This window comes from Bradyrhizobium sp. 21 (assembly GCF_023073335.1).
In the GTDB taxonomy this organism is placed as follows: domain Bacteria; phylum Pseudomonadota; class Alphaproteobacteria; order Rhizobiales; family Xanthobacteraceae; genus Bradyrhizobium.
Genome location: NZ_JADPJG010000002.1, coordinates 859,895 through 881,192, shown reverse-complemented (window position 1 = coordinate 881,192; position 21,298 = coordinate 859,895). Strand labels below are relative to the sequence as shown.

Sequence of the window (21,298 nt, the reverse complement as noted above, 5' to 3'; positions counted from 1 at the left end):
CGGTCGCTATTAGGCCGGGGGCGTCCTCACGGCAGTAGCCGCGTGCCGCGTTGCGTCGCGCCCTTCCGTCTGAGGAGGTCAATGACGACGTCCTCCAGATTGCCCATCAACCCGCGCAGGTGATCGTGCGTACCGGCCCCGCTCCGGTATCCGTCCGGCGTGCCGAACTTGGTGAATGCGACGGGCCCGAGGCCGTGCGTTGCAATGAGATCGCCGACCACCGATCCGAGCCCACTCCCGACGCTATGCTCCTCCACGGTGATCACCGCCCCGGTCTCGCGGGCCGCAGCCGTGACCGCGTCGACATCGATCGGCTTGATGGTGTGCATGCTCAGCACGCGCGCGTGCACGGAATGATCGGCGCGCAGACGATCAGCGATATCCAGGGCATAAGCGAGCATGCAGCCCGTACTGATCAACGTGCAGTCACGCCCTTCCGCCACCGTGATCGCGCGGCCGATCTCGAAATTCACAGAGGAAGCGTGGATGCGCCGTTCACCGGATTTGCCGAGCCGCAGATAGGCCGGGCGCCGGTCGGTGCACAGCAGGCGCGTCGCCTCGGCCGCCTCGTGCGGATCGCCGGGTGCGAGCACGACCATGCCGGGCAAGGTCCGCATCACCCCGATATCCTCGAGGCCGTGGTGGGTGTAGCCCTGCGTGCTGTAGACCATGCCGCCTCCGACGCCGACGATCCGAACCGGGAGGTCGTGATTGCAGACGTCGTTCCGGATCTGCTCGAAACAGCGCAAGGTGGCAAAATTCACCAGCGAATAGGCGAACACGGTGAAGCCGGAATGCGCCAGCCCCGCCGCGACGCCGATCATGTTCTGCTCGGCGATGCCGACGTTAAGAAAACGATCCGGGCACGCATCGCGAAACCGCTCCAGAACAGAAAAGCCGAGATCGGCCGTCAGCAAAAACAGGCTTTTGTCACGCCCGGCCTCTGCCGTGAGCATGTCGATGAACGCCGTACGCATCAGGCTTGCGATCCAAGTTCGGCCAGAGCGCGCCGCAACTGATCCTCATCCGCTGCCCGATAGTGCCACTCCAGCGCGTTTTCCATGAAGCTCACGCCTTTGCCTTTTACCGTTCTGGCGATGACGACCGTCGGCCGCCCCTCGTCATCGGGCACGCTGTCGAGGGCCGCCCTGATCTGGCAATGATCGTGGCCGTCGATCTCCAAAACCCGCCAACCGAAAGCGCGCCATTTGTCGGCGAACGGTTCGAGGCCCAGCACGTCGCCGATCCGGCCGAAGCTTTGCAGGCCATTATAGTCGATGATGGCGATCAGGTTTTCGAGCCTGTGATGCGGCGCGAACAGCGCTGCTTCCCAGGTCGATCCTTCGTCGCATTCGCCGTCGCTCAAGATGACGAACGATCGCCTGCGGCTCGCCTGGCGCAGGGCCGCGAGCGCAGTCCCGCAAGCGAGCGAGAGTCCATGACCGAGCGAGCCGGTGGAAAATTCCACGCCCGGCACCTGGTGGCTCGCATGCCCCATCAGCAGTGAGCCGTCGCCGCAAAAGCTCTCTAGCCGAGCCTCGTCGAAGAAACCGACCCGCGCCAGCACGGCGTAGAGTGCTGCCGCGCCGTGCCCCTTGCTCAAAATGAGCCGATCACGGTCGCTCCAGTCCGGCCTTGCGGGATCGACGCGCGCCACCCCGGCATAGAGCACGGCCAGGATGTCGGCCATCGAAAGGCATGTGCCGACATGCGATGCGTTCATCCGGTGGGTCATCTCGAGAGAAAGCATCCGCACTCTCCTCGCCAGATCGATGGAATTGACGGCATTACCCATGTGCACGAAACCACTCGACGGTTTGCCGCAATCCTTCACTCATTGGCGTCTGCGGACACCAGCCGGTCGCCGCAACCAGGCGCGCGGTGTCCGCTTCCAGATGCATGACCTGATCCGGACGATATGGCAACTCGCCGAAGCCGATCGGAAGGCGCGGGTCGATCGCATCACGAACCCGCTCCATTATGCTGCGCAAGACCCGAGGCCGTCCAGAGCCGAGGTTGAAGACGCCCCGCGCAGACGTTCCCATCGCGACGCGAACGACAGCATCGGCGGCGTCTTCGACGAAGAGATAGTCCCAGACCTGCTCGGCGCGCGTCACCGCGGGCCGCTCGCCACGCAGGAGTGTGCGCGTCAGATACGGAATCAGCCAGTCCGGATGGTCCCTTGGACCGTAGAGCGAGAACGGCCGGAACCATGCAAACCTGATGTCCGCGGCCTGGCAGAGGTCTTGCGCGACGTGGAATGTTTCGAGCTTGGCGGCTCCGTAGCGCGTGATGGGCGAACACGCCGCGGTCTCGTCCAGACGTCCGGCATGTGGGCCGTATTCGGCCTGCGAGCCCAGTCCGATCCAGGATTTGACGCCGGTCTCGGCGCAAGCTTGCACGAGATTGCGCGTGGCGACGACATTGGCGTGCTGGCGTGCATCCTTGCGATCGCGCGCCAGCACACCGTTCCAGGCAAGGTGAATGACGCATTGGGGCTGCACGGCCCGCAGACAAGCGCGGATGCCATCGCGGTCCGCGAGATCACAAACGACGGTCGCGACAGCCTTGGCGCAGTCGTCGAGCCGCCATGGTGTGCTGTCGGGTCGCAGCAGAACCGTGACGTCGGCCACCGGGTCGAGCAGGAGTTGCCGGACCGCCCACGATCCCAAGAAGCCAGCTCCGCCTGTGACCAGAATTCTCATCGCGCCAGCTGCCCGAGCGCAATTTGAATGCGGCCGGACGCGGGCTCGTGGCCGGGCCGATCCGGATAGCCGAAGCGCTGCCGGTGCACGGTCTTGGCCAGCGCGATGCGCAGATAGTAAATCCAGAACAGGCGCAACTCCGCTTCCCTGCCCGCGAGGCCGCAGGCCGTGAGAATGGTGTCATGCCGTCTCCGCGGATGAAAGGTCGCGAGATCGGCGAAGTCGAACAGGGGATCGCCGAGCAGACTGTCCTCCCAGTCGATCATGCCCGAAATCCTGCCATCGGCTGCCAACACATTATGGCCACCGAGATCGCCATGCAGCAACGCCGGCCGGTCCCTCAGCACCAGCTCAGCTTCCGCCTCGGCGAACAGCGAAAGAATCTGCTCGCGCTCCGCAGGATCAATGATCGCCATGTCCAGGCAGGCCGCGACATGCGCCTCGAGCCTGGTGAGCACGAAACCTGGCCAGGTGCGATGGACCCCGGTCAACGTAGATCGCCCCGGCGAGCCATCGATGGCCACGAGCGAGACCGGGCCAAACCCGTCACCGCCGATCGCGTGAAGCTTGCAAAGCCACCGCACCAGCTGGCGCAACAAGGCGCGCGTGGCGTCCTCGTCATCATCCATATCGGACAGGCGAACGCCTGGCAGGTGCTCGACGACGTGGCACCAGCACGGCTCCCCCAATTCCTGCGTCTCGACCAAGCTGATCCGCGGCGCCGGGATGCCCCGCGCGCGAGCGACCGATGCAACGGCCGCCTCGATGCGCATCAGATCGTTGAAGAAGGCGGAATGACCCAGCGCGACGCGCACGACATGCTCACCACGGGCTTGCGACGACGCCAGATAAACTTCGTGAAAGGTGCCCGAGAGCCTTGTCGCGGAGCGCCATCCGCCGAACGCTTCGCCGACCCGCTCAGCGGCTCTCTCCTCGCAGCCGTCTTCCTCCTGCTTGCGCGATCGCGCGAGGGCCTGCAGGGTCTGGTCAGGCCAGTCGATATCGGACTTCAGGGCAAACATGCCCTTGCGGATCGCATCGAAGCTGGCGGCATCGGAGCCGGGCGCTGGCATGATCGTCTCTACACCCGCTCCAGGAAGCCCGTGTAACCGAGGGCGTCAATCATGAAGTTGGCATCGTCGGACACCGCGCGCTGCTCTTGATGCGAGAGACTGCGCGCCATTGTGAGATTGGACGTTGATGTCGGCGAACGGATCGTGCCCCAGGGGTAAACCTCGGTGAGCGCGGCTCCGTTGAAGGACGGAAATAGGCATTGCTCCGACATCGGCAACCCGATGTTGCCGAGCAGCCTGGAGAGCACGGCTTTCGGATCGGCGATCAGCTCTTCAAACATGACGAGATGAAACCGTCCGGGATATTTCGCGCGACTTGTCAGGGCCAGTTGCTGGCAAAGGCTCCAGGTCCAGGCATAGCGATGCAGCGGCAACGGGAACGGCCGCTTCTTGGTGTCGGCATAACCCGACCAAGGATTGCGGACGATGTGGATGACGTGGCCATCGGAAAAATCGGCGAAGATCTTGTCGGCGTCCAGAACCTGCACCGGATTGTAGCCGACCCAATGGCTCTCCTGGCCGCTGCGGCCGAAATTCTCCCAGGCCGCAAAGGTCGCATGAAAATAGGCCGCAACGAGGCTGCGCCGGGACAATCCGTGGCGCGTGCAATAATCGACGAAGGCCGCCTTGCGGTTCGCCTCGCTCATCGCGAGACCGCATGTCCTGAACTTGCTTCTGTCCGGAACGCGCAGCAGCGTCTTCAGCTCCTCGTCCCAGAACATCTCATAGGCGTCCTCGGCCGCAACACCAGTCGGGAATTCCGGCCAGCGATACCTGATCGGCACCAGCGAGCTCAGGAAATCATTGGCGAAGCCGGTGCCGAGTTGAGACTCGAAGGGGAAGACCGCGAGATTCTCATGACCGTCCAGGAAGCGATGAAGGGTGTTTCCGCCATTCTCGTACATGGCGGAGATCATGATCAGCTTCACGTCTAGTCGTCCTCCGCCGGTCCGCACCAGCCGGGCAGATAGATCGCATCCTTGCTCTTGGCTGCGGCCAGCGCCTTCTCCAGCGCCTTGTCGAAATTCGCATCGACCGCTTTGCGCAGCAGCTTGCGGCGCAGATAGTCGGCCCACAGGAATTCGGAGAACGGTGTGGTGTCCTTGGCGAAGCCGCCCATGCGGCGGAGCTCGCCGGCGAGGCTGCGGAACGGATCGTCCTTGAGATCGACGACCGATTTCGGCAGGTCGCGGAACGGCCGCCGCTCGCCCTTGGCGTCGTAAGGATAGACCCAGCGCTTGTTGTCCATCACGCCCCAGAACGCCTCGCGCTCGACCATCCTGAGGTCGCCGACCACGGTGACCAGAACCTCCTTGACACCCTCATCGTGCAGCGCGCGGCCGAGATGATGATGGTCGATCACGTAATAGCGTTGATCCGGCCCGTGCACGACGGGGATCATGTGGGTGCCGAGCAGCTCGGACTGCTTCTTCCTGCCATGCTCGCGCCAGCGCTTGCGCTTCTCCTTGACCTCACGCATCCCAACCGTCATCTGCGTCGGCCGGAGCGACACGATCGGAACCGGATGCACTCTCGGCTCGCGCGTATTGGTCATGGTCGAGGGGTCCTTCACAGGTTGCAAACTGAGTGGTTCAGGTTCCCAGGACTATGCCATGGGCATGGCGGCAGCAAAATGCATTCGGCTGGGCGCGGGAGATATTGCAACGCAACCCCTGCATGCCGGGATGACGACGGTTCCGTGATCAATCGTAGCCCAAGCAAGATAGTGCGAACGCGCAATGCACGTGGGCGTTGAGAAGATTTTCTTCAACGTGTTCGCCACCTATGCTATCTAAAAATCGCTGCTTCGGAGTGATCCCTGCACCATGAAAACCCAGCGGCCCATAAGCTCGGATGACGAGCACCGGGTGCTCCAGTTCAGGCCGCGCACCGCGCCTTCCCCGACGGCCTCCCGGGGCAACGGGTCGGTGCAGCAATTGCGCGTCGCGCCCGAGCCGCTCGACTTGTCGCGCTACGAGCAGGCCCGCACTGAACCGGACGATTTCCGCCATCGCATGCTCGCCAATATCGCGGCGCTGGCCTTCACCATCGCGCTGACCGCGATCGGGATCTGGCTTGCGGTGAGCATCGCCGACCTGCGCCGGACCCAGGATTGCGTGCTGATGGGCCGCCGCGACTGCGTCAGGATCACGACGCCGCACATCTAGGCAAGCTGTTAGGCAAGATATCTGGCAAGGCCCGCCGCCGGACATTCGGCGGAAAGAGCTCAGTCGGGCATCCCCAGCCCTGCCCCACCCCTGTCCGGCTCCATTGAACTCAGGGCGGGGCTCCGATATACGGGCGTTCGACCCGGCCAGAGGGGGGTTGAGGGCGTCATCAGGGGCGCGATGCCCTCCCACCGTTCCACTCTGGAAAATATGACAAATATCAGCAATATATCAAAGGCTTAGTGATGTCCTCCACATTCGATCAGGTCGCTACGATCATCGCTGAAACCTGCGACATCCCGCGCGACACGATCACGCCGGATAGCCATGCCATCGATGACCTCGGCATCGACAGTCTCGATTTTCTGGACATCGCATTCGCGATCGACAAGCAGTTCGGCATCAAGCTGCCGCTGGAAAAGTGGACCCAGGAGGTCAACGACGGCAAGGCGACCACCGAGCAGTATTTCGTGCTGAAGAACCTGTGCGCCCGCATCGACGAACTGGTTGCGGCCAAGGGCGCGAGCGCCTAAGCGCGCGGTCATGCAACTCGAATACTTCCACATGATTGATCGCGTCGTCGACCTCAACGTCGACGCGATGACGATTGTCGTCGAGGCTCTGGTCCCCAAGGAGAGCACCATCTTCGAGGGGCACTTCCCGGGCTATCCCTTGATGCCGGGCGTGCTCCTGATCGAATCGATGGCGCAGGCCTCGGGCTGGCTTCAGCTCGGCGTGCTCAAGTTCGAACGCATGCCGATCCTGGCCGCCGTGAAGGAGGCCAAGGTCCGCGGCTCGGTCTTCCCCGGCGATCTCATGAGCATCGAGGCGAGCCTTACGCATCAGGGCTCGGGCTATGCGGTGACCGAGGCCAAGATCAGGGTCGGCGGCAAGCTGCGCGCGAATTCGACGCTCACCTTCACGCAGATCCCCTTCCCTAATGCGGATATGCGCGGTTACATGGACGCGGTCGCCAAACGCGTCGGCTTCCCGCAACAGGCCGTATCGCCATGACCGAGACTGCTTCGAAGCCCGGCCAGACGGAAGTCTGGATCACCGGCATTGGTCTAGCCACCTCGCTCGGCGAGGGCCTGGACGCCAACTGGGCTGCGCTTCAGGAGAAGCGCATCAATGTCGACGAGAAGGGCTTTGCGCCCTTCGTCGTGCATCCCCTGATGCCTGTTACCTTCGACAGCCAGATCCCGAAGAAGGGCGATCAGCGCCAGATGGAAGCCTGGCAGCGCATCGGCGTCTATGCCGCGGGCCTGGCGCTCGACTCGGCCGGCATCAAGGGCAACAAGGACATCCTGTCGAAGATCGACATGGTGGTGGCCGCCGGTGGCGGCGAGCGCGATCTCAACGTCGACACCGGCGTGCTCACCGCCGAGGCCAAGGGCGCCAACGCGCCCGGCTTCCTCAACGAGCGGCTGATGAGCGACCTCAGGCCGACGCTGTTCCTGGCCCAGCTCTCCAATCTGCTCGCCGGCAACATCGCCATCGTCAACGGTCTGGGCGGCACCTCGCGCACCTTCATGGGCGAAGAGGTTGCCGGCGCCGATGCCGCGCGCATCGCGCTGTCGCGCATCGCCTCGGGCGAGAGCGACATCGCGCTGGTTGGCGGCTCGCACAATGGCGAGCGCAAGGACCTGATGGTCCTCTACGAATTCGGCGACTTCAACCTCAAGAACAAGTTCGCACCCGTCTGGGCGCGCAAGGACCACGCCGGCTTCGCGCTCGGCTCCGCCGGCGCCTTCCTGGTGCTGGAATCAAAGGCCCACGCACAAGCGCGCGGCGCAAAACCGTTCGCAAAGCTGTCGAGCGTGGTGACTGATCTCGCCCGACGCAAGCAGTCCGGCGACATGGGAGCGACGCTGGAGAAGCTTTGGGCGAAACTGCCCAAGCGCGCGGGCAAGGGCGCGATCATCTCGGGCGCAACCGGTGCGGAGCCGGCGACGAGCGAGGAGCGCGACTTCCTGAAGGGCCACGCCGACGTCCCGGTGCGCGCGACCGGCACGATGTTCGGCCACACCATGGAAACGCAATTTCCGCTCGGCATTGCGCTGGCCGCGCTGTCGATCTCGCGCGGCGCGCTGTTTCCGCCGAACGATTCCACGGGGACCGAGATTGAAATGCAGGGGGCGCCCACCCAGATTGTGGTGGTGGGGGCCGGACACTGGCGCGGCGAAGGCATGGCGCTGGTCGAGGCGGTAAGCTGAAGCGCATCGCGCTTTGGCCGGTTGTTGTTTTGAGCATGATCTTTTCGGAAAGCCGCGTCACACTTTTCCGGATCATGCTCCAGCTCTAGCGGGGATCGACATGACTGCACCACGCGACAAACTCGGGCGCCCCGTCGTCGTCGTCACCGGCATGGGCATCATGACCTCGCTCGGCAACGGCAAGGCCGACAATTGGGCAAAGCTCGTCGCGGGCGAATCCGGCATACGCACCATCACACGCTTCCCGGTCGACGGCCTGAAGACCACGATGGCCGGCACGGTGGATTTCGTCAGCGTCGATCCGTTCTCCTCCACCGGCCTGTCCGAGCGGATGGCCGAGTTGGTGACGCAGGAAGCGCTGGACCAGGCCGGCATCGGCGCCAAGGCCGATTTCCCGGGTCCTCTTTTCCTTGCGGTCGCACCGGTCGAAGTCGAATGGCCGCAGCGCCGCGAGCTGGGCCGCGCCGTCGGCAGGCCCGACTTCACTTATGACGATCTGCTGCGCATCTCCGGCGGCGGCAAATACAGCGCCTATCATCATCGCTTCATGTTCGGCTCGGTCGCGGCCTACCTCGCCGAGACCTTCGGCACCAAGGGCTCGCCGATCTCGCTGTCGACGGCCTGCGCTTCGGGCGCGACCTCGATCCAGCTCGGCGTCGAGGCGATCCGCCGCGGCGAGACCGACGCTGCGCTGTGCGTCGCGACCGACGGCACCGTGAATCCGGAAGCGCTGGTACGCTTCTCGCTGCTCTCGGCGCTGTCGACCCAGAACGATCCGCCGCAGGCGGCCTCCCGCCCTTTCTCCAAGAACCGCGACGGCTTTGTCATGGCCGAAGGCGCCGGCGCGCTGGTGCTGGAGAGCTACGAGGCGGCGACCGCGCGTGGCGCAAAAATCCTCGGCGTCATCGCCGGCTGCGGCGAGCTCACCGATTCCTTCCATCGCACCCGGTCCTCGCCCGACGGCAAGCCGATCATCGGCTGCATGAACAAGACCCTGGCCGATGCTGGCATGACGCCGGACCAGATCGACCACATCAACGCGCACGGCACCGCGACGCCCGAGAACGACAAGATGGAGTACAACACGACATCGGCCGTGTTCGGCGATCTCATCTCGAAGATTCCGGTCACCTCCAACAAGTCGATGGTCGGCCACACCATCTCGGCCGCAGGTGCCGTCGAGGCGATCTTCTCGCTGCTGACGCTCGAGCATCAGCGCATTCCGCCGACGATCAATTACGACAATCCGGATCCCACGATCCTGTTCGATGTCGTCGGCAACAAGGCGCGCGATGCCCGCGTCACCGCGGTGATGTCGAACTCGTTCGGCTTCGGCGGCCAGAACGCCTCGCTGATCCTGACCCGCGAACCGGCCTGACCGGACGCATGGCGCTGCTTCCTGCGAGCACGAAGGCCCGCGCGCGGGACGCTGCCAAATCGATCGGCGGCGGCCTGATCGGCGCGGCCACCGTCGGCATGCTGCGCACCACGCGCTATTTCGATCCGGTCAAGACCTCGGACTTTTTCGCGCGCGTCACCAAGACGATCGGCCCGCGCCTGCGCGAGCACCGCATCGGCCGCGCCAACCTCACCGCCGCTTTTCCGGAGAAGTCGCCGGAAGAGATCGAAACCATCCTGATGGGCGTGTGGGACAATCTCGGCCGCGTCGGCGCCGAATTCGCCCATATGGACCATGTCTGGGACTATGACCGCGCCCACCCGGAGAACAGCCGGATCGAACTCCCGGCGCGCAGCATCGAGCTGTTCGACCATATCCGCGACGACGGCAAGCCGGCGCTGATCTTTGCAGCCCATCTCGCCAATTGGGAATTGCCGGCGCTCGCCGCCGTCGCACATGGGCTCGATGCTGCGATCCTCTACCGCCGGCCGAACATCGCCTCGGCCGACCGCATCATCCAGGAGATGCGCCAGGTCAACATGGGCATGCTGATCCCGGCAGGGCGCGACGCGCCATTGCGGCTCGCGCAGGCGCTGAAGGACGGCAAGCACGTCGCCATGCTGATCGACCAATATCTGACCGGCGGCGTCGAGGTCACCTTCTTCGGCCGCAAGACCCGCGCCAATCCGATGCTGGCCCGCCTCCTGCGCCAGGTCGAATGCCCGATCCACGGCGTCCGCATCATCCGCAAGCCCGGCAACCGCTTCGCCGCGGAGCTGACGGAAGAGGTCCAGCCGGTGCGCGACGCCGACGGCAAGATCGACATCCAGGGCACGACGCAAGCGATCACCAATGTGGTGGAAGGCTGGGTGCGAGAATATCCCGAGCAGTGGCTGTGGCTGCATCGAAGGTGGCGGTAGCGAAGAGCTGGCTCAAGATCGTCGCGCTTTAATTCAGCTTTGAGCTCTGCGTAACTCCCTTGACCGGTCCGTAGCAACCACGTTCAATATCGACCTTTGTTTCAGTGTCGGATACCGTCACCCAAAGACGAGCGTCACCCACGCGAAGCCACCAAGCATTGGTATCCATCTGTTCAAGATGGAGCCAGTCATCCACGACGAGTTCGTCGAAACCCCTGGTCTTCAAGTTCTATTTTTTGACCTTCGCGATGCGCAAGGATTCGCCATCGCCTACCCGGTTGGTTTGTTTTCTCCGAATTCATCGTGGTCGCGCTCTCTAGCTAGCTGAAAACGACTGTACACATCGAATCTCGAGATTCCGGGTTTGATGCTTGGCATCGCCCCAGGACGACGGGTGGGTCATCTTCCCGTCTTCACCTTGGTCCAGAGCCGGTTGATGACCCGTTGCGTGGCCGGCTCACGCGCCGTGATGACGAACAGCTTTGCGAGGGTCGCCTCGTCCGGATAGATGTTCTTGTCATTCAGGATTTTTGGGTCGATCAGCTTCTGGCTGGCAAGGTTGCCGTTGGCATACGACAAAAAGTCCGAGTTCTTGGCGGCCACGTCCGGACGGTAGAGATAGTTGATCAGCTCGTAGGCCTCTTTGACATTCTTGGCGTCCGCGGGGATCGCGAGATTGTCGAAGAACATCTGCGCGCCTTCCTTCGGGATGGCGTAGCCGATCTCGATGCCACCCTTCGCTTCGGCCGCGCGGGCGCGGGCCTGCATGATGTCGCCGGACCAGCCGACCACGAAGCAGATCTCGCCGGTGGCGAGCGCGCTCAGATATTCGGAGGAGTGAAATTTTCGCACCGACGGGCGAACCTTGGCGACGATGTCGGCGGCCTTCTCCAGATCGGCCTGCTTGGTCGAGTTCGGATCGAGCCCGAGCCAGCTCAGCGCCGCGGGAAAGATGTCGTCGGCGGAATCGAGCATGTGGACGCCGCAGTCTTTGAACTTGGCGAGGTTCTCTGGTTTGAAGACGATGTCCCAGCTGTCGATCTTCGCGTCGGGCCCGAGGATCGCCTTCAGCTTGGCGACGTTGTAACCGATGCCCGTCGTACCCCACATGTAGTTGGCAGCGTAGACATTGCCGGGATCGTAAATGCCGAGGCGCTCGGTCACCACGCTCCACGCATTGGCGAGATTCGGCAGCTTCGACTTGTCGAGCTTCTGAAAGATGTTGGCCTTGATCTGGCGCTGGAGGAAATAGGCCGTGGGCACGACGACGTCGTAGCCGGACTTGCCGGCCATCAGGCGCGTCTCCAGTGTCTCGTTGGCGTCGAAGGTGTCGTAGACCACCTTGATGCCGGTCTCCTTGGTGAAGGCCTCCAGGACGTCAGGCGCCATGTAGTTCGACCAATTGTAGAAGTTGACGACGCGCTCCTCGGCCCCTGCGGGGGCGGAGAGCAACGTCAGCGCTACGGCGGTTGCAAGACCGAGGCAAAGCCTGGAGCGGCTGACGTTGGTCATCTTCCCTACCTCTTGCGGCCGCGCACCGCGTCCGACAGCCGCTCCAGCGCGGTGTCGAGCGTCTCGTCCTTCTTGGCAAAGCAGAAGCGCACCACCGAGGTCACGGGGTCCTGCTCGTAGAACGCCGAGACCGGGATCGCGGCGACCTTGTAGTCCTTCACGATCCGCCAGCAGAACTCGGTGTCGCTCTCGTTGAGCCCGAGCGGCGACAGGTCGACGGTGAGGAAGTAGGTGCCTTGCGACTTCAGCACGGGGAAGCCGAGGCTCTCCAGTCCCTTGGTGAGGCGGTCCCTGCTCCGCATCAGCTCCTTGCGCATCGACAGGAAATACTCGTCCGGCTTGCCGAGACCATAGGCGACCGCGGCCTGGAGGTTCGGCGCAGTGGTGAAGGTCAGGAACTGGTGCACCTTGGCGGCCACGCGCAACAGCGGCGGCGCGGCGCAGACGAAGCCGATCTTCCAGCCCGTCAGCGAGAAGATCTTGCCGGCCGAGCCGACCTTGATCGTGCGCTCGCGCATGCCGGGGATGGTGATCAGCGGGATGTGCTTGTGCTCGTCAAAGGTGACGTGCTCCCAGACCTCGTCGCAGATCGCGATGACGTCGAACTCCTGGCAGTAGCGCGCAAGCAGCTCGAGGTCCTCGCGCGGAAACACCACCGCGGAGGGATTCAGGGGATTGTTGAAGAGCACCGCCTTGGTCTTTGAATTGAAAATGCTTTTCAGCATCTCCTCATTCAGCCGCCAATGCGGCGGCTCGAGCCGGACCAAGCGCGGAATGCCGCCGGCCTGGCGGATGATCGGCAGATAGGAATCATAGACCGGCTGGAAGCACACAACCTCGTCGCCGGGCTGCACCACCGCGAGGATGGCCGAGGTCAGCGCCTCGGTGCCGCCGGAGGTCACCATCACCTCGCTCATCGGATCGAGCTTGAGGCCGTGCCAATGGTCGTAATGCGTGGCGATCGCCTGGCGCAGTTCCGGCAGGCCCATCATCGACGGGTACTGGTTGTAGCCGTTCAGCGAGGCATCGGCCGCCGCGCGGCGGATGTCCTCCGGACCGGGATCGTCGGGAAAGCCCTGCCCGAGATTGATGGCGGCGTTGTCGCGTGCGGCCTGCGACATCGCCTCGAAGATGGTGACGGGAAGGTCGGCGAAGACGTTGTTCAGGGACGAGCTCTTGGTCATCGGCCGTCAGCCACCGACCTTGCTGGGGAGACCCGCCGCCTTCCAGCCCAGCATGCCGCCGGCCAGATGCTTGTCGTAAGGCAGGCCCGCCGCCTGCGCCGCGAGCGAGGCCGTCACCGAGCGTTTTCCCGAACGGCAGGCGAACACGACCTCCTTGCCGGCGGGATCGGGGATTGCCTTGGGATCGAAGGTCGAGAGCGGCACGACGACACCGTAGGGATAGGCCTCGGCTTCGACCTCGTTCGGCTCGCGCACGTCGACGAGAAGATAGCGCCCTTCCGCGACACCCTTGGAGACCTCGTCCGGGGTCAGATCCTGTACCTGGTTTGCCATATCATCCTCCAACATCGCGGGTCGTTGCCGGGCGATCCCGGCGGGCCGCAAACTCGCCTCTCAGCCGACGAAAATCAAGCGCTACAAAGACTTGAGCTGCCTTGCGCAAGTTAAAGCTAAATCGCAGCGACTTGAAGTGCGACCTTCAAATGGAGGACAGATCGCAAATGAAGGATCAGATCGTCACCTGGGTGCCCACCTCGACGACGCGGCCGCTGGGGATCTGGAAATAGTCGGTGGCGTCATTGGCGGAGCGGCTGAGCGAGATGAACAGCCGGTCCTGCCAGCGCGGCATGCCGGAATGGGCGGCCGGCTTCAGCGCCCTCCGCGACAGGAAGAACGACGTCGACATGATGTCGAACTGCCAGCCGAGCTTGCGGGCGATGGCGAGCGCTTTCGGCACGTTCGGCGATTCCATGAAGCCGAATTTCAGCGTCACCTTGGAGAAGGTCGGGCTGATCTGCTCCAGCCTCACCCGCTCGGCCGGATCGATGCGCGGGGTCTGCGCGGTCTCGATGGTGAGAATGACGTTCTTCTCGTGTAGCACTTTGTAGTGTTTCAGACTGTGCATCAGCGCGGTCGGCGCGCTGAGCGGGTCGCTGGTCAGGAACACGGCGGTGCCGGGCACGCGCTGCGGCGGCCGCTTCTCCAGCATCGCCACGAGGTCGGCAAGGGGGAATTCGAGCTTGCGCGACTTCTCGAACAAGAGCCGGCTACCCCGCCGCCACGTGTACATCAGCATGATCATGAGCGCGCCGAGCGCCAGCGGTACCCAGCCGCCCTCGAACACCTTGAGCAGGTTCGCAGCCAGGAAAGTCAGGTCGAGGAACAGGAAGGGCACGATCAAGGCGGCGGCAGCGAGTGGCGACCACTTCCAGACCTTCCAGATCACGATAAAGCCCATCATCGCCGTGACCACCATGGTGCCGGTGACGGAGATGCCATAGGCGGAGGCGAGCGCGCTGGAGGAGCGGAACAGCAGCACCAGAAGCACCACCGCGACCAACAGCAGCTGGTTGATGCGCGGGATGAAGATCTGGCCCGAATGGGCTTCAGACGTATGGCGAATTTCGAACCGCGGCAGCAGCCCAAGCTGAATCGCCTGGCGCGTCAGCGAATAGGCACCGGTGATGACGGCCTGGCTCGCGATCACGGTGGCCGCGGTGGCGAGAACGACCATGCCGCCGCGGAACCAGCCTTGCGGAAATAATTGGAAGAACGGGCTCTCGATCGCGCCGGGATCGCCCAGCACGAGCGCGCCCTGCCCCAGATAGTTCAGCGCCAGCGACGGCAGCACGATGAACAGCCAGGCGGTCTGGATCGGCCGCTTGCCGAAATGGCCGAGGTCGGCATAGAGCGCCTCGGCGCCAGTGACCGCCAGAAAAACCGCACCCAGCGTCACGAAGCCGATGATGCCGTGGTGGAGCATGAAGGAGACGGCGTACAGCGGGTTCAGCGCGAATAGCACTTGCGGCTGCTGGATGATCGGATGGATCGCCGCCACCGCGATGACCGCGAACCAGACGCACATCACGGGACCGAAAAACGCGGCGACGCGGGCGGTGCCACGCGACTGCACGGCAAACAGGCCGACCAGAATGATCACGGTCAGCGGAACGATGTAAGGCTCGAACCGCAGTGTGACGTCCTTCATGCCTTCGATTGCCGACAGCACCGAGAGCGCGGGAGTAATCACGGCATCGCCGTAGAACAGGGCGCCGGAGATGATGCCGAGCAGGACGATGGTGGCCCCGCCGGTGCCGACCGCGCGCTGGGCCAGCGCCATCAGCGCCAGCGTGCCGCCCTCGCCGTTGTTGTCGGCCCGGAGCAGGATCACGACGTATTTGAGTGTCACCACGATGATGAGCGCCCACAGGATCAGGGAGAGCACGCCGAGCACGGCCGCCGGCGTCGGCACCCCCTCCGCGCCGGAAGCCGCCATCACCGCCTCGCGGAACGCGTACAGCGGGCTGGTGCCGATATCGCCATAGACGACGCCGATACTGCCAAGCGTCAGCGCACCGAAACGGGCGGTCGTGTGGGCATCGCCATGCCCATTGGCCGCCGCCGTCTCCGGGGCGGAAATCGCTACGTCACCTGTCATGGGAGAGCCTGGTGGCCTCTAAAATGCTTCACTGCACAATGCGGCAGGGCGCGCGGCTTATAGGCCTGCGCTAAGGGCATAGCCTAGCCTGATTTCGGGGCCGAGCCATGCAATTTTGCATGGCCCCTCGATCGAGGTTTAGATGGTGACCTGGGTTCCGACTTCAACCACCCGTCCGGTGGGAATCTGGAAATAGTCGGTGGCATCGTTGGCCGACCGGCTCAGCGCAATGAACAAATGGTCCTGCCACAGCGGCATGCCTGACTGCGCCGAAGCCTTCAACGAGCGGCGCGACACGAAGAACGACGTCGACATGATGTCGAACTGCCAACCCTGCTTGCGCGCGATCGCGAGCGCCTTCGGCACGTTCGGCTGCTCCATGTAGCCGAAGCGCAGGCGGACCTTGAAGAACTTGTCGCTGATCTTCTCCATCCGAAAGCGCTCAGATAGATCGACCCGCGGCGTATGCGCGGTCTCGATCGTCAGGATCACGTTGTGCTCGTGCAGCACCTTGTTGTGCTTGAGATTATGCAGCAGCGCGGTCGGCACGAACGAGGGATCGCTGGTCAGGAACACCGCGGTACCCTTGACGATGTGCGGCGGCCGCTTCTCAAGGCTCCGGATCAGATCGTCCAGCGGCACCTCGATCCGACGCGTTTTCTGGATCAGGATCGCCGACCCTCGCCGCCAGGTCCAGATGGTCCCGGCCATGGCCGCGCCGAACAGCAGCGGCACCCAGGCGCCTTCGAGCAGCTTCAGGAGATTCGCGCTGAAGAAGCTCAGGTCGACCACGACAAAGGGCAGGATCACGGCCGCGGCCGTCGCGGCGCGCCAGTTCCACAATTTCCAGATCACGATGAAGCCCATGATGCCGTCGGCAACCATGGTGGTGGAGACCGCGATACCGTAGGCCGAAGCCAGATTGCTGGAGCTGTGGAACAACAGCACCAGCATCATCACGCCGATCAGGAGCAGTCGGTTGACACGCGGCAAGTAGATCTGGCCGGCGTGAGTTTCCGAGGTGAAGCGCACCTCGAAGCGCGGCAGCAGGCCGAGCTGCACCGCCTGATAGACCAGCGAATAGGCCCCGGTGATCACCGCCTGGCTGGCAATCACGGTCGCCGCGGTCGCAAGACCGACCAGCGGCAGCACGAAATGCTCGGGCACCATCCGGTAGAACGAGTGCTCGATCGCGCTGGGATCGGACAGCACCAGCGCGCCTTGCCCGAAATAGTTGATCAGGAGCGAGGGCAGCACGAAGAACATCCAGGCCGACTGGATCGGCTTGCGCCCGAAATGGCCGAGATCGGCATAGAGCGCCTCACCGCCGGTCACCGCCAGGAACACCGCGCCCAGCGTCACCAGGCCGATCGTGCCGTGCGACAGCACGAATTGCAGCGCGTAATAGGGATTGATCGCTGCCAGCACCGACGGATCGTCGGCGATGTGAATGATGCCCAGCACGGCAAGAACGGTGAACCAGACCACCATCACCGGCCCGAAGGCCGAGGCCACCAGCGCTGTCCCCTTGCTCTGGACCGCGAACAGCAGCGCCAGGATGAAGACGGTCAGCGGCACGACGTAGTGCTCAAACGCCGGCGTTGCGAGCTTCAGGCCCTCGACCGCCGACAGCACCGAGATCGCCGGCGTGATCATGGAATCGCCGATGAACATGGAGGCGCCGACCACGCCGAGCGCCGTCAGGAGCCAGCTCCGCCGCCCGAGCGCGCGCTGGCCGAGCGCCATCAGCGAAAGCGTGCCGCCTTCCCCGTTGTTGTCGGCGCGTAGCAGCAGCAGGACGTATTTGGCGGTGACGACGATCAGGAGTGCCCAGAGGATCAGCGAGAGCACGCCGAGCACCATGACCCGCGAGACCGGCGCGCCGTGGGCCGCGCCCCGTACCGCCTCGTGGAATGCGTAGAGCGGCGATGTCCCGATATCGCCGAAGACAACGCCGATGCTCCCAAGCGTCAAGCCCCAGAAACCCGAGGTGACCGGTCCGTCCTGGGTTTCGGTCGATGTGATGCTCGCCGTCATGAGAAACTGGAAACGCTTCTGCCCGAGAAATGATCCGGCGCCTTTTGACGCTTCCGGCGCGTCTGTCAATCGGCACGCCACCTTAGCAGGTGCGGAGCCGAAAGCTGTGACGGCGCAGCCACGTCCATCGCCATAGCGACGACATGCCTCAGGTAAAATGGTATGGCAAGCGCCCTACGGCTTCAGATTCGGCGGCAGCGGCGGATCTTCGCGCATCAGGGTGATGGTCACCCGCCGGTTGGCCGCAAGCGAGGGATCGTCCGGAAACAGCGGCTGGGTGTCCGCCTTGCCGGCGACAGCGAAGACATGCGAGCCCGGCAGGCCCTCGCGTTCGAGGATCTGACGCACGGCATTGGCGCGGTCGGCCGACAGGTCGAAGGCGCCGTAGTCGCTGCGGGTCGGCACGAATCCGGCCGCGGTGTGGCCGGCAATGGAGACGCGAAGCGGCGTCGCCTTGAGCGGGATCGCGAGCTTCTCGATCAGGCGGCGGGTGCGGTCAAAGGGCACCTTGGAGCCGTCGGCGAACATCGAGCGGCCATCCTGGTCGACGATCTCCAGATTGAGGCCCTGCTTGGTCTCCTCGAACATGATGTGCTTGGACATCTCGGTCAGTTCCGGCATGTCCTGCAAGGCCTGCCGCAGCGAGGCCGCCGCGAGCGCAAAATTGCGGTCGACCTTGATCTTCGCCCCCGACGTGCGGTCGCGATCCTCCTGGTCCGGCGTCGGCGTGTTCGACGCTTCCTCAGGCTGGATGTGGTCGACGTTCTTCAGCCGCGCCCGGGTCGGCAGGCCGTCGGACTCGACGATGCCGGCGTAGCGCGCTTCGCTCTGCACGCCGAAAGCGTCGCGCATGGAGCCTGCGACGATCTTCAGCTTGTTGGCGTCTTGGGTGGAGAATGCGACCAGCATCACGAAAAACGCCAGCAGCAAGGCCATCAGATCGGCAAACGTCACGAACCAGCCATGGCCGCCATGTGCTTCTTCGCGTTTCTTCTTTGCCATGGGTCAGATCCCAGCGTCCGGCGTCACGCCGGAACCGGCTCGCCTTCGGCGTGACGGTGCTTCTCGGGCAGATAGGCCAGCAGCATTTCGCGCACCAAAGTCGGGCTCTTGGAGTCGCGGATCATCAGGATGCCGTCGATGATCAGCGTGCGATTGGTTTCCTCGTCGATCAGCTTGCCGTGCAGCTTGTCGGCGATCGGCAGGCAGAGCAGGTTCGCGACCAGCGCGCCGTAGAGAGTTGCCAGCAGGGCGGTCGCCATGAACGGGCCGAGCTTCGAGGGATCCGACATGTTCGAAAACATCTGCACCATGCCGATCAGGGTCCCGATCATGCCGAACGCAGGCGCGCAGTCGCCGACGGCGCGGTAGATCTTGCTGCCTTCGTTGAGATGCATCAGGAAATTATCGCGGTCGCGTTCCAGATTGTCCCTGATAAAATCGAGGTCGTAGCCGTCGGCGACGTAGCGGATGCCCTTGGCCAGGAACGGCTCGTCGGTTTCGACCTTTTCGAGGCCCACCGGGCCCTGCTTGCGGGCGATCTCGGCGATGCGGGCGAGCTCGTCGACGAGATCGTGCGCCGACAGCCGGCTCATCGTGAAAGCGAATTTCATGCCGAGCGGTATGCCGTGCGCCAGCGCTGAGAGCGGAAAGCGGATCATGGTCGCAGCCGCCGAACCGCCGAAGATGATGATCATCGCATGCTCGCTGATGAACATGTGCAGATCGCCGCCCAGGAGCACCATAGTCGTAACAACGGCCAAGCCGGCCAAAAGCCCGACTGTCGTCATGATATCCATGGGACACTCCAACGCATAAGCGATACCCGCCCATCCTGGACGGTGCGCAGCCCCAGCCGGACTACGTTGAAGAACCCTAGTTCGCCGCGATTAAAGACGCGTAAAGGTTAAATCCGAACAGCGCGGTACACGCCGCAGCAGGTGCTTCCATTGCCGTCCAGCGACAGGAATCTCAACACTTCGCTAACCATGATCGCGCCGGGGCTGCCTGATTAGAGCCCTGTCAGCTCGAGGCTGAGCGCGCGCAGGCGCTTGCGTGCGTCGGCATCGTAGGCTTGGGGATTGGCGCGCGCCTCGTTCATGCCGTTGAAAAACAGGCCGCTCTTGCCTGCGACGTCGTCGCCTTCGACGAGGTGCAGGATCGCAGCACCGCCCTGCTCCACCGTCGACATCGGCACGATGCCGCCGGCACGCACCATCGTGGTGTTCATGTAGGTGGCCGGATGCAGCGAGTTCACGGTGATGCCGGTGCCCTTCAGCTCCTCGGCGAGATCGATCGTGAACAAGATCTGCGAAAGTTTGCTCTGCGCGTAAGCGCGCGAGCCGCTGTAACCCCTGGTGATCATGACGTCGTCGAAATCGATCGGATGCTGGCCGAGCGAGGCGACGTTGACGATGCGCGCTGGCGTGGCGGCTTTGAGCAGCGGCAGCAGGAGGTGAGCGAGCAGGAAGCCGGAGAGGTAGTTCACGGCGAAACGCAGCTCGTGGCCATCGGCGCTCACCTGCCGCTGCGGCCCGTCGTTCTGCGAGCCGATGCCGGCGTTGCTGACGAAGACGTCGAGACGCTGATGATCCCGCTTCACGGCCTCGACCAGTGCGCGCGTGCCAGCCATCGACGACAAGTCCGCCGGGTAGAAGGTCGGCGCAGCGTGGCCGGCCTTCACGATCTCGTCGATCAGTGTTTTCGCACGCGTCGGATCGCGGCCATGGATGAGGACATTGGCGCCCTCGGCCGCAAGACGGCTTGCGACGTAGCGGCCGACGCCGTCGGTCGAGCCCGTAATCAGCACCGTCTTGCCGGCCATATCCATGGCTGATGCTCCCGTCAGTGAATTTCCGCCGAGCGCTTCAGCGCGGCCTTGAGCTTCTCCAGCGAGAAGTCGGGGCTGCGGGCGATCTCGAGGATCGGCGTCTCGCGGCGGCCGCAGAGCTCGGCGGCCTCAGGCAGCTTTGCGGCGATGGCGCGCGGGATCACGATGGCGCCGTGCTGGTCGGCGTGGATCAGATCGTCGGACTTCACGGTCATGCCGGCGACGCGGACCTCGCCGCCAAAGCTCTCTGCATGCACCCATGCATGCGACGGGCCGATCGAGCCGGCCAGCGCCTGGAAGCCCGGGGCCCATTGTGGGATGTCGCGGATCGAGCCGTCGGTGATGACGCCGAGGCAGCCGAGCGCCTTGTGCACGTTGCTCTGCACCTCGCCCCAGAACGCGCCGTAGCCGACGTCCGGACCGTCGATGTCCTGGATCACCGAGATGCGCGGCCCAAAGCCAGTGCCGACATATTCGTAATATTCGATGCGGCGCTTGGACTGCTCTTCCGGCGGCAGCGAATTTTTCAGCACCGAGCGGATCGCGACCGTGCGGGCATAGCCGACGATCGGCGGCAGATCGGGGAACGGGCAGACCAGCTGCTTGGTGGTATAGCCGATCAGCCGGCGCTCGGGCGCCACGATCTCCATGGCATTGCAGATCGTCGGCGTGTCGTAGCGGCCCAGCGCTTCGAGGACGGAAGCGGGCAGCGGCCCGGTCGCGGTATCAGTCACGGCGTTCTCTCCCAGATTGGCGGCTGATTAACGCGGCGCCGCCGGCACAGGGCGATATAGCCGAGATCGGGCCTCAACCCAAC

At 64.0% G+C, this 21,298-nt stretch carries 21 protein-coding genes; 6 read left to right on the top strand and 15 right to left on the bottom strand.

Annotation, left to right across the window (positions count from 1 at the left end):
• Nucleotides 1-26: 26 nt before the first annotated feature.
• From IVB31_RS03980 to IVB31_RS03955, 6 genes are read right to left on the bottom strand one after another with little or no spacing between them, the layout of a single operon-like run.
• Nucleotides 27-977, bottom strand: coding sequence for a transketolase C-terminal domain-containing protein (locus IVB31_RS03980; RefSeq protein ID WP_247318759.1), 951 nt, complete (start codon nt 975-977; stop codon nt 27-29).
• Nucleotides 977-1,834: a transketolase gene (locus tag IVB31_RS03975; RefSeq protein WP_247318757.1), complete on the bottom strand. Its 858-nt coding sequence runs from the start codon at nt 1,832-1,834 to the stop codon at nt 977-979. Before IVB31_RS03975 ends, IVB31_RS03980 begins: the two co-directional genes overlap by 1 nt.
• The gene (locus IVB31_RS03970; RefSeq protein ID WP_256464282.1) at nt 1,788-2,705 is read right to left on the bottom strand and encodes an NAD(P)-dependent oxidoreductase; all 918 of its coding nucleotides are present in this window, start codon (nt 2,703-2,705) and stop codon (nt 1,788-1,790) included. Before IVB31_RS03970 ends, IVB31_RS03975 begins: the two co-directional genes overlap by 47 nt.
• Nucleotides 2,702-3,778 carry an aminoglycoside phosphotransferase family protein gene (locus tag IVB31_RS03965; RefSeq protein ID WP_247318752.1) on the bottom strand — a complete coding sequence of 359 codons (1,077 nt, stop codon included), beginning with the start codon at nt 3,776-3,778 and terminating at the stop codon, nt 2,702-2,704. Before IVB31_RS03965 ends, IVB31_RS03970 begins: the two co-directional genes overlap by 4 nt.
• Nucleotides 3,779-3,786: 8 nt before the next feature.
• A complete protein-coding gene (locus IVB31_RS03960) occupies nt 3,787-4,707 on the bottom strand; it encodes a sulfotransferase (protein ID WP_247318749.1) in 921 nt (306 codons plus the stop codon).
• 2 nt (nt 4,708-4,709) lie between these two features.
• The gene (locus IVB31_RS03955) at nt 4,710-5,333 is read right to left on the bottom strand and encodes a ParB-like protein (protein WP_247318746.1); all 624 of its coding nucleotides are present in this window, start codon (nt 5,331-5,333) and stop codon (nt 4,710-4,712) included.
• 271 nt (nt 5,334-5,604) lie between these two features.
• Here IVB31_RS03955 and IVB31_RS03950 point away from each other — a divergent pair, with 271 nt between their 5' ends.
• The 6 genes from IVB31_RS03950 to IVB31_RS03925 all read left to right on the top strand — a co-directional run bounded on the left by IVB31_RS03950 (nt 5,605) and on the right by IVB31_RS03925 (nt 10,481).
• The gene (locus tag IVB31_RS03950) at nt 5,605-5,946 is read left to right on the top strand and encodes a hypothetical protein (RefSeq protein ID WP_247318743.1); all 342 of its coding nucleotides are present in this window, start codon (nt 5,605-5,607) and stop codon (nt 5,944-5,946) included.
• Between the two features lie 245 nt (nt 5,947-6,191).
• A complete protein-coding gene (locus IVB31_RS03945; RefSeq protein ID WP_007592476.1) occupies nt 6,192-6,479 on the top strand; it encodes an acyl carrier protein in 288 nt (95 codons plus the stop codon).
• 10 nt (nt 6,480-6,489) lie between these two features.
• The gene (locus tag IVB31_RS03940; RefSeq protein WP_247318739.1) at nt 6,490-6,960 is read left to right on the top strand and encodes a 3-hydroxyacyl-ACP dehydratase FabZ family protein; all 471 of its coding nucleotides are present in this window, start codon (nt 6,490-6,492) and stop codon (nt 6,958-6,960) included.
• A complete protein-coding gene (locus IVB31_RS03935) occupies nt 6,957-8,162 on the top strand; it encodes a beta-ketoacyl-ACP synthase (RefSeq protein WP_247318736.1) in 1,206 nt (401 codons plus the stop codon). Before IVB31_RS03940 ends, IVB31_RS03935 begins: the two co-directional genes overlap by 4 nt.
• 100 nt (nt 8,163-8,262) lie before the next feature.
• The gene (locus tag IVB31_RS03930) at nt 8,263-9,540 is read left to right on the top strand and encodes a beta-ketoacyl-ACP synthase (RefSeq protein WP_247318735.1); all 1,278 of its coding nucleotides are present in this window, start codon (nt 8,263-8,265) and stop codon (nt 9,538-9,540) included.
• Nucleotides 9,541-9,548: 8 nt separating this feature from the next.
• Nucleotides 9,549-10,481, top strand: a complete 933-nt coding sequence (locus IVB31_RS03925; RefSeq protein ID WP_247318732.1) for a lipid A biosynthesis lauroyl acyltransferase — start codon at nt 9,549-9,551, stop codon at nt 10,479-10,481.
• Between the two features lie 399 nt (nt 10,482-10,880).
• On the opposite strand, the gene IVB31_RS03920 is transcribed toward IVB31_RS03925, so the two are convergent.
• The 9 genes from IVB31_RS03920 to IVB31_RS03880 all read right to left on the bottom strand — a co-directional run bounded on the left by IVB31_RS03920 (nt 10,881) and on the right by IVB31_RS03880 (nt 21,215).
• The gene (locus IVB31_RS03920; RefSeq protein ID WP_247318730.1) at nt 10,881-11,993 is read right to left on the bottom strand and encodes a polyamine ABC transporter substrate-binding protein; all 1,113 of its coding nucleotides are present in this window, start codon (nt 11,991-11,993) and stop codon (nt 10,881-10,883) included.
• Nucleotides 11,994-11,998: 5 nt separating this feature from the next.
• Nucleotides 11,999-13,177 (bottom strand): aminotransferase, encoded by a 1,179-nt coding sequence (locus tag IVB31_RS03915; RefSeq protein WP_247318727.1) that lies wholly within the window; start codon nt 13,175-13,177, stop codon nt 11,999-12,001.
• A 6-nt stretch (nt 13,178-13,183) separates the two neighbouring features.
• Nucleotides 13,184-13,510: a rhodanese-like domain-containing protein gene (locus tag IVB31_RS03910; RefSeq protein WP_015686918.1), complete on the bottom strand. Its 327-nt coding sequence runs from the start codon at nt 13,508-13,510 to the stop codon at nt 13,184-13,186.
• Between the two features lie 175 nt (nt 13,511-13,685).
• Nucleotides 13,686-15,614, bottom strand: coding sequence for a potassium transporter Kup (locus IVB31_RS03905; protein WP_247318724.1), 1,929 nt, complete (start codon nt 15,612-15,614; stop codon nt 13,686-13,688).
• 138 nt (nt 15,615-15,752) lie between these two features.
• Nucleotides 15,753-17,651, bottom strand: a complete 1,899-nt coding sequence (locus IVB31_RS03900; RefSeq protein ID WP_247318722.1) for a potassium transporter Kup — start codon at nt 17,649-17,651, stop codon at nt 15,753-15,755.
• Between the two features lie 174 nt (nt 17,652-17,825).
• On the bottom strand, nt 17,826-18,653 hold the full coding sequence (locus IVB31_RS03895; protein ID WP_247318718.1) for a flagellar motor protein MotB: 828 nt from the start codon (nt 18,651-18,653) through the stop codon (nt 17,826-17,828).
• Between the two features lie 23 nt (nt 18,654-18,676).
• Nucleotides 18,677-19,450, bottom strand: coding sequence for a MotA/TolQ/ExbB proton channel family protein (locus IVB31_RS03890; RefSeq protein ID WP_247318715.1), 774 nt, complete (start codon nt 19,448-19,450; stop codon nt 18,677-18,679).
• A 212-nt stretch (nt 19,451-19,662) separates the two neighbouring features.
• Complete coding sequence (locus IVB31_RS03885) at nt 19,663-20,481, bottom strand: SDR family NAD(P)-dependent oxidoreductase (protein ID WP_247318712.1); 819 nt, start codon at nt 20,479-20,481, stop codon at nt 19,663-19,665.
• 14 nt (nt 20,482-20,495) lie between these two features.
• Nucleotides 20,496-21,215 (bottom strand): RraA family protein, encoded by a 720-nt coding sequence (locus IVB31_RS03880; protein WP_247318709.1) that lies wholly within the window; start codon nt 21,213-21,215, stop codon nt 20,496-20,498.
• Nucleotides 21,216-21,298 lie beyond the last annotated feature (83 nt).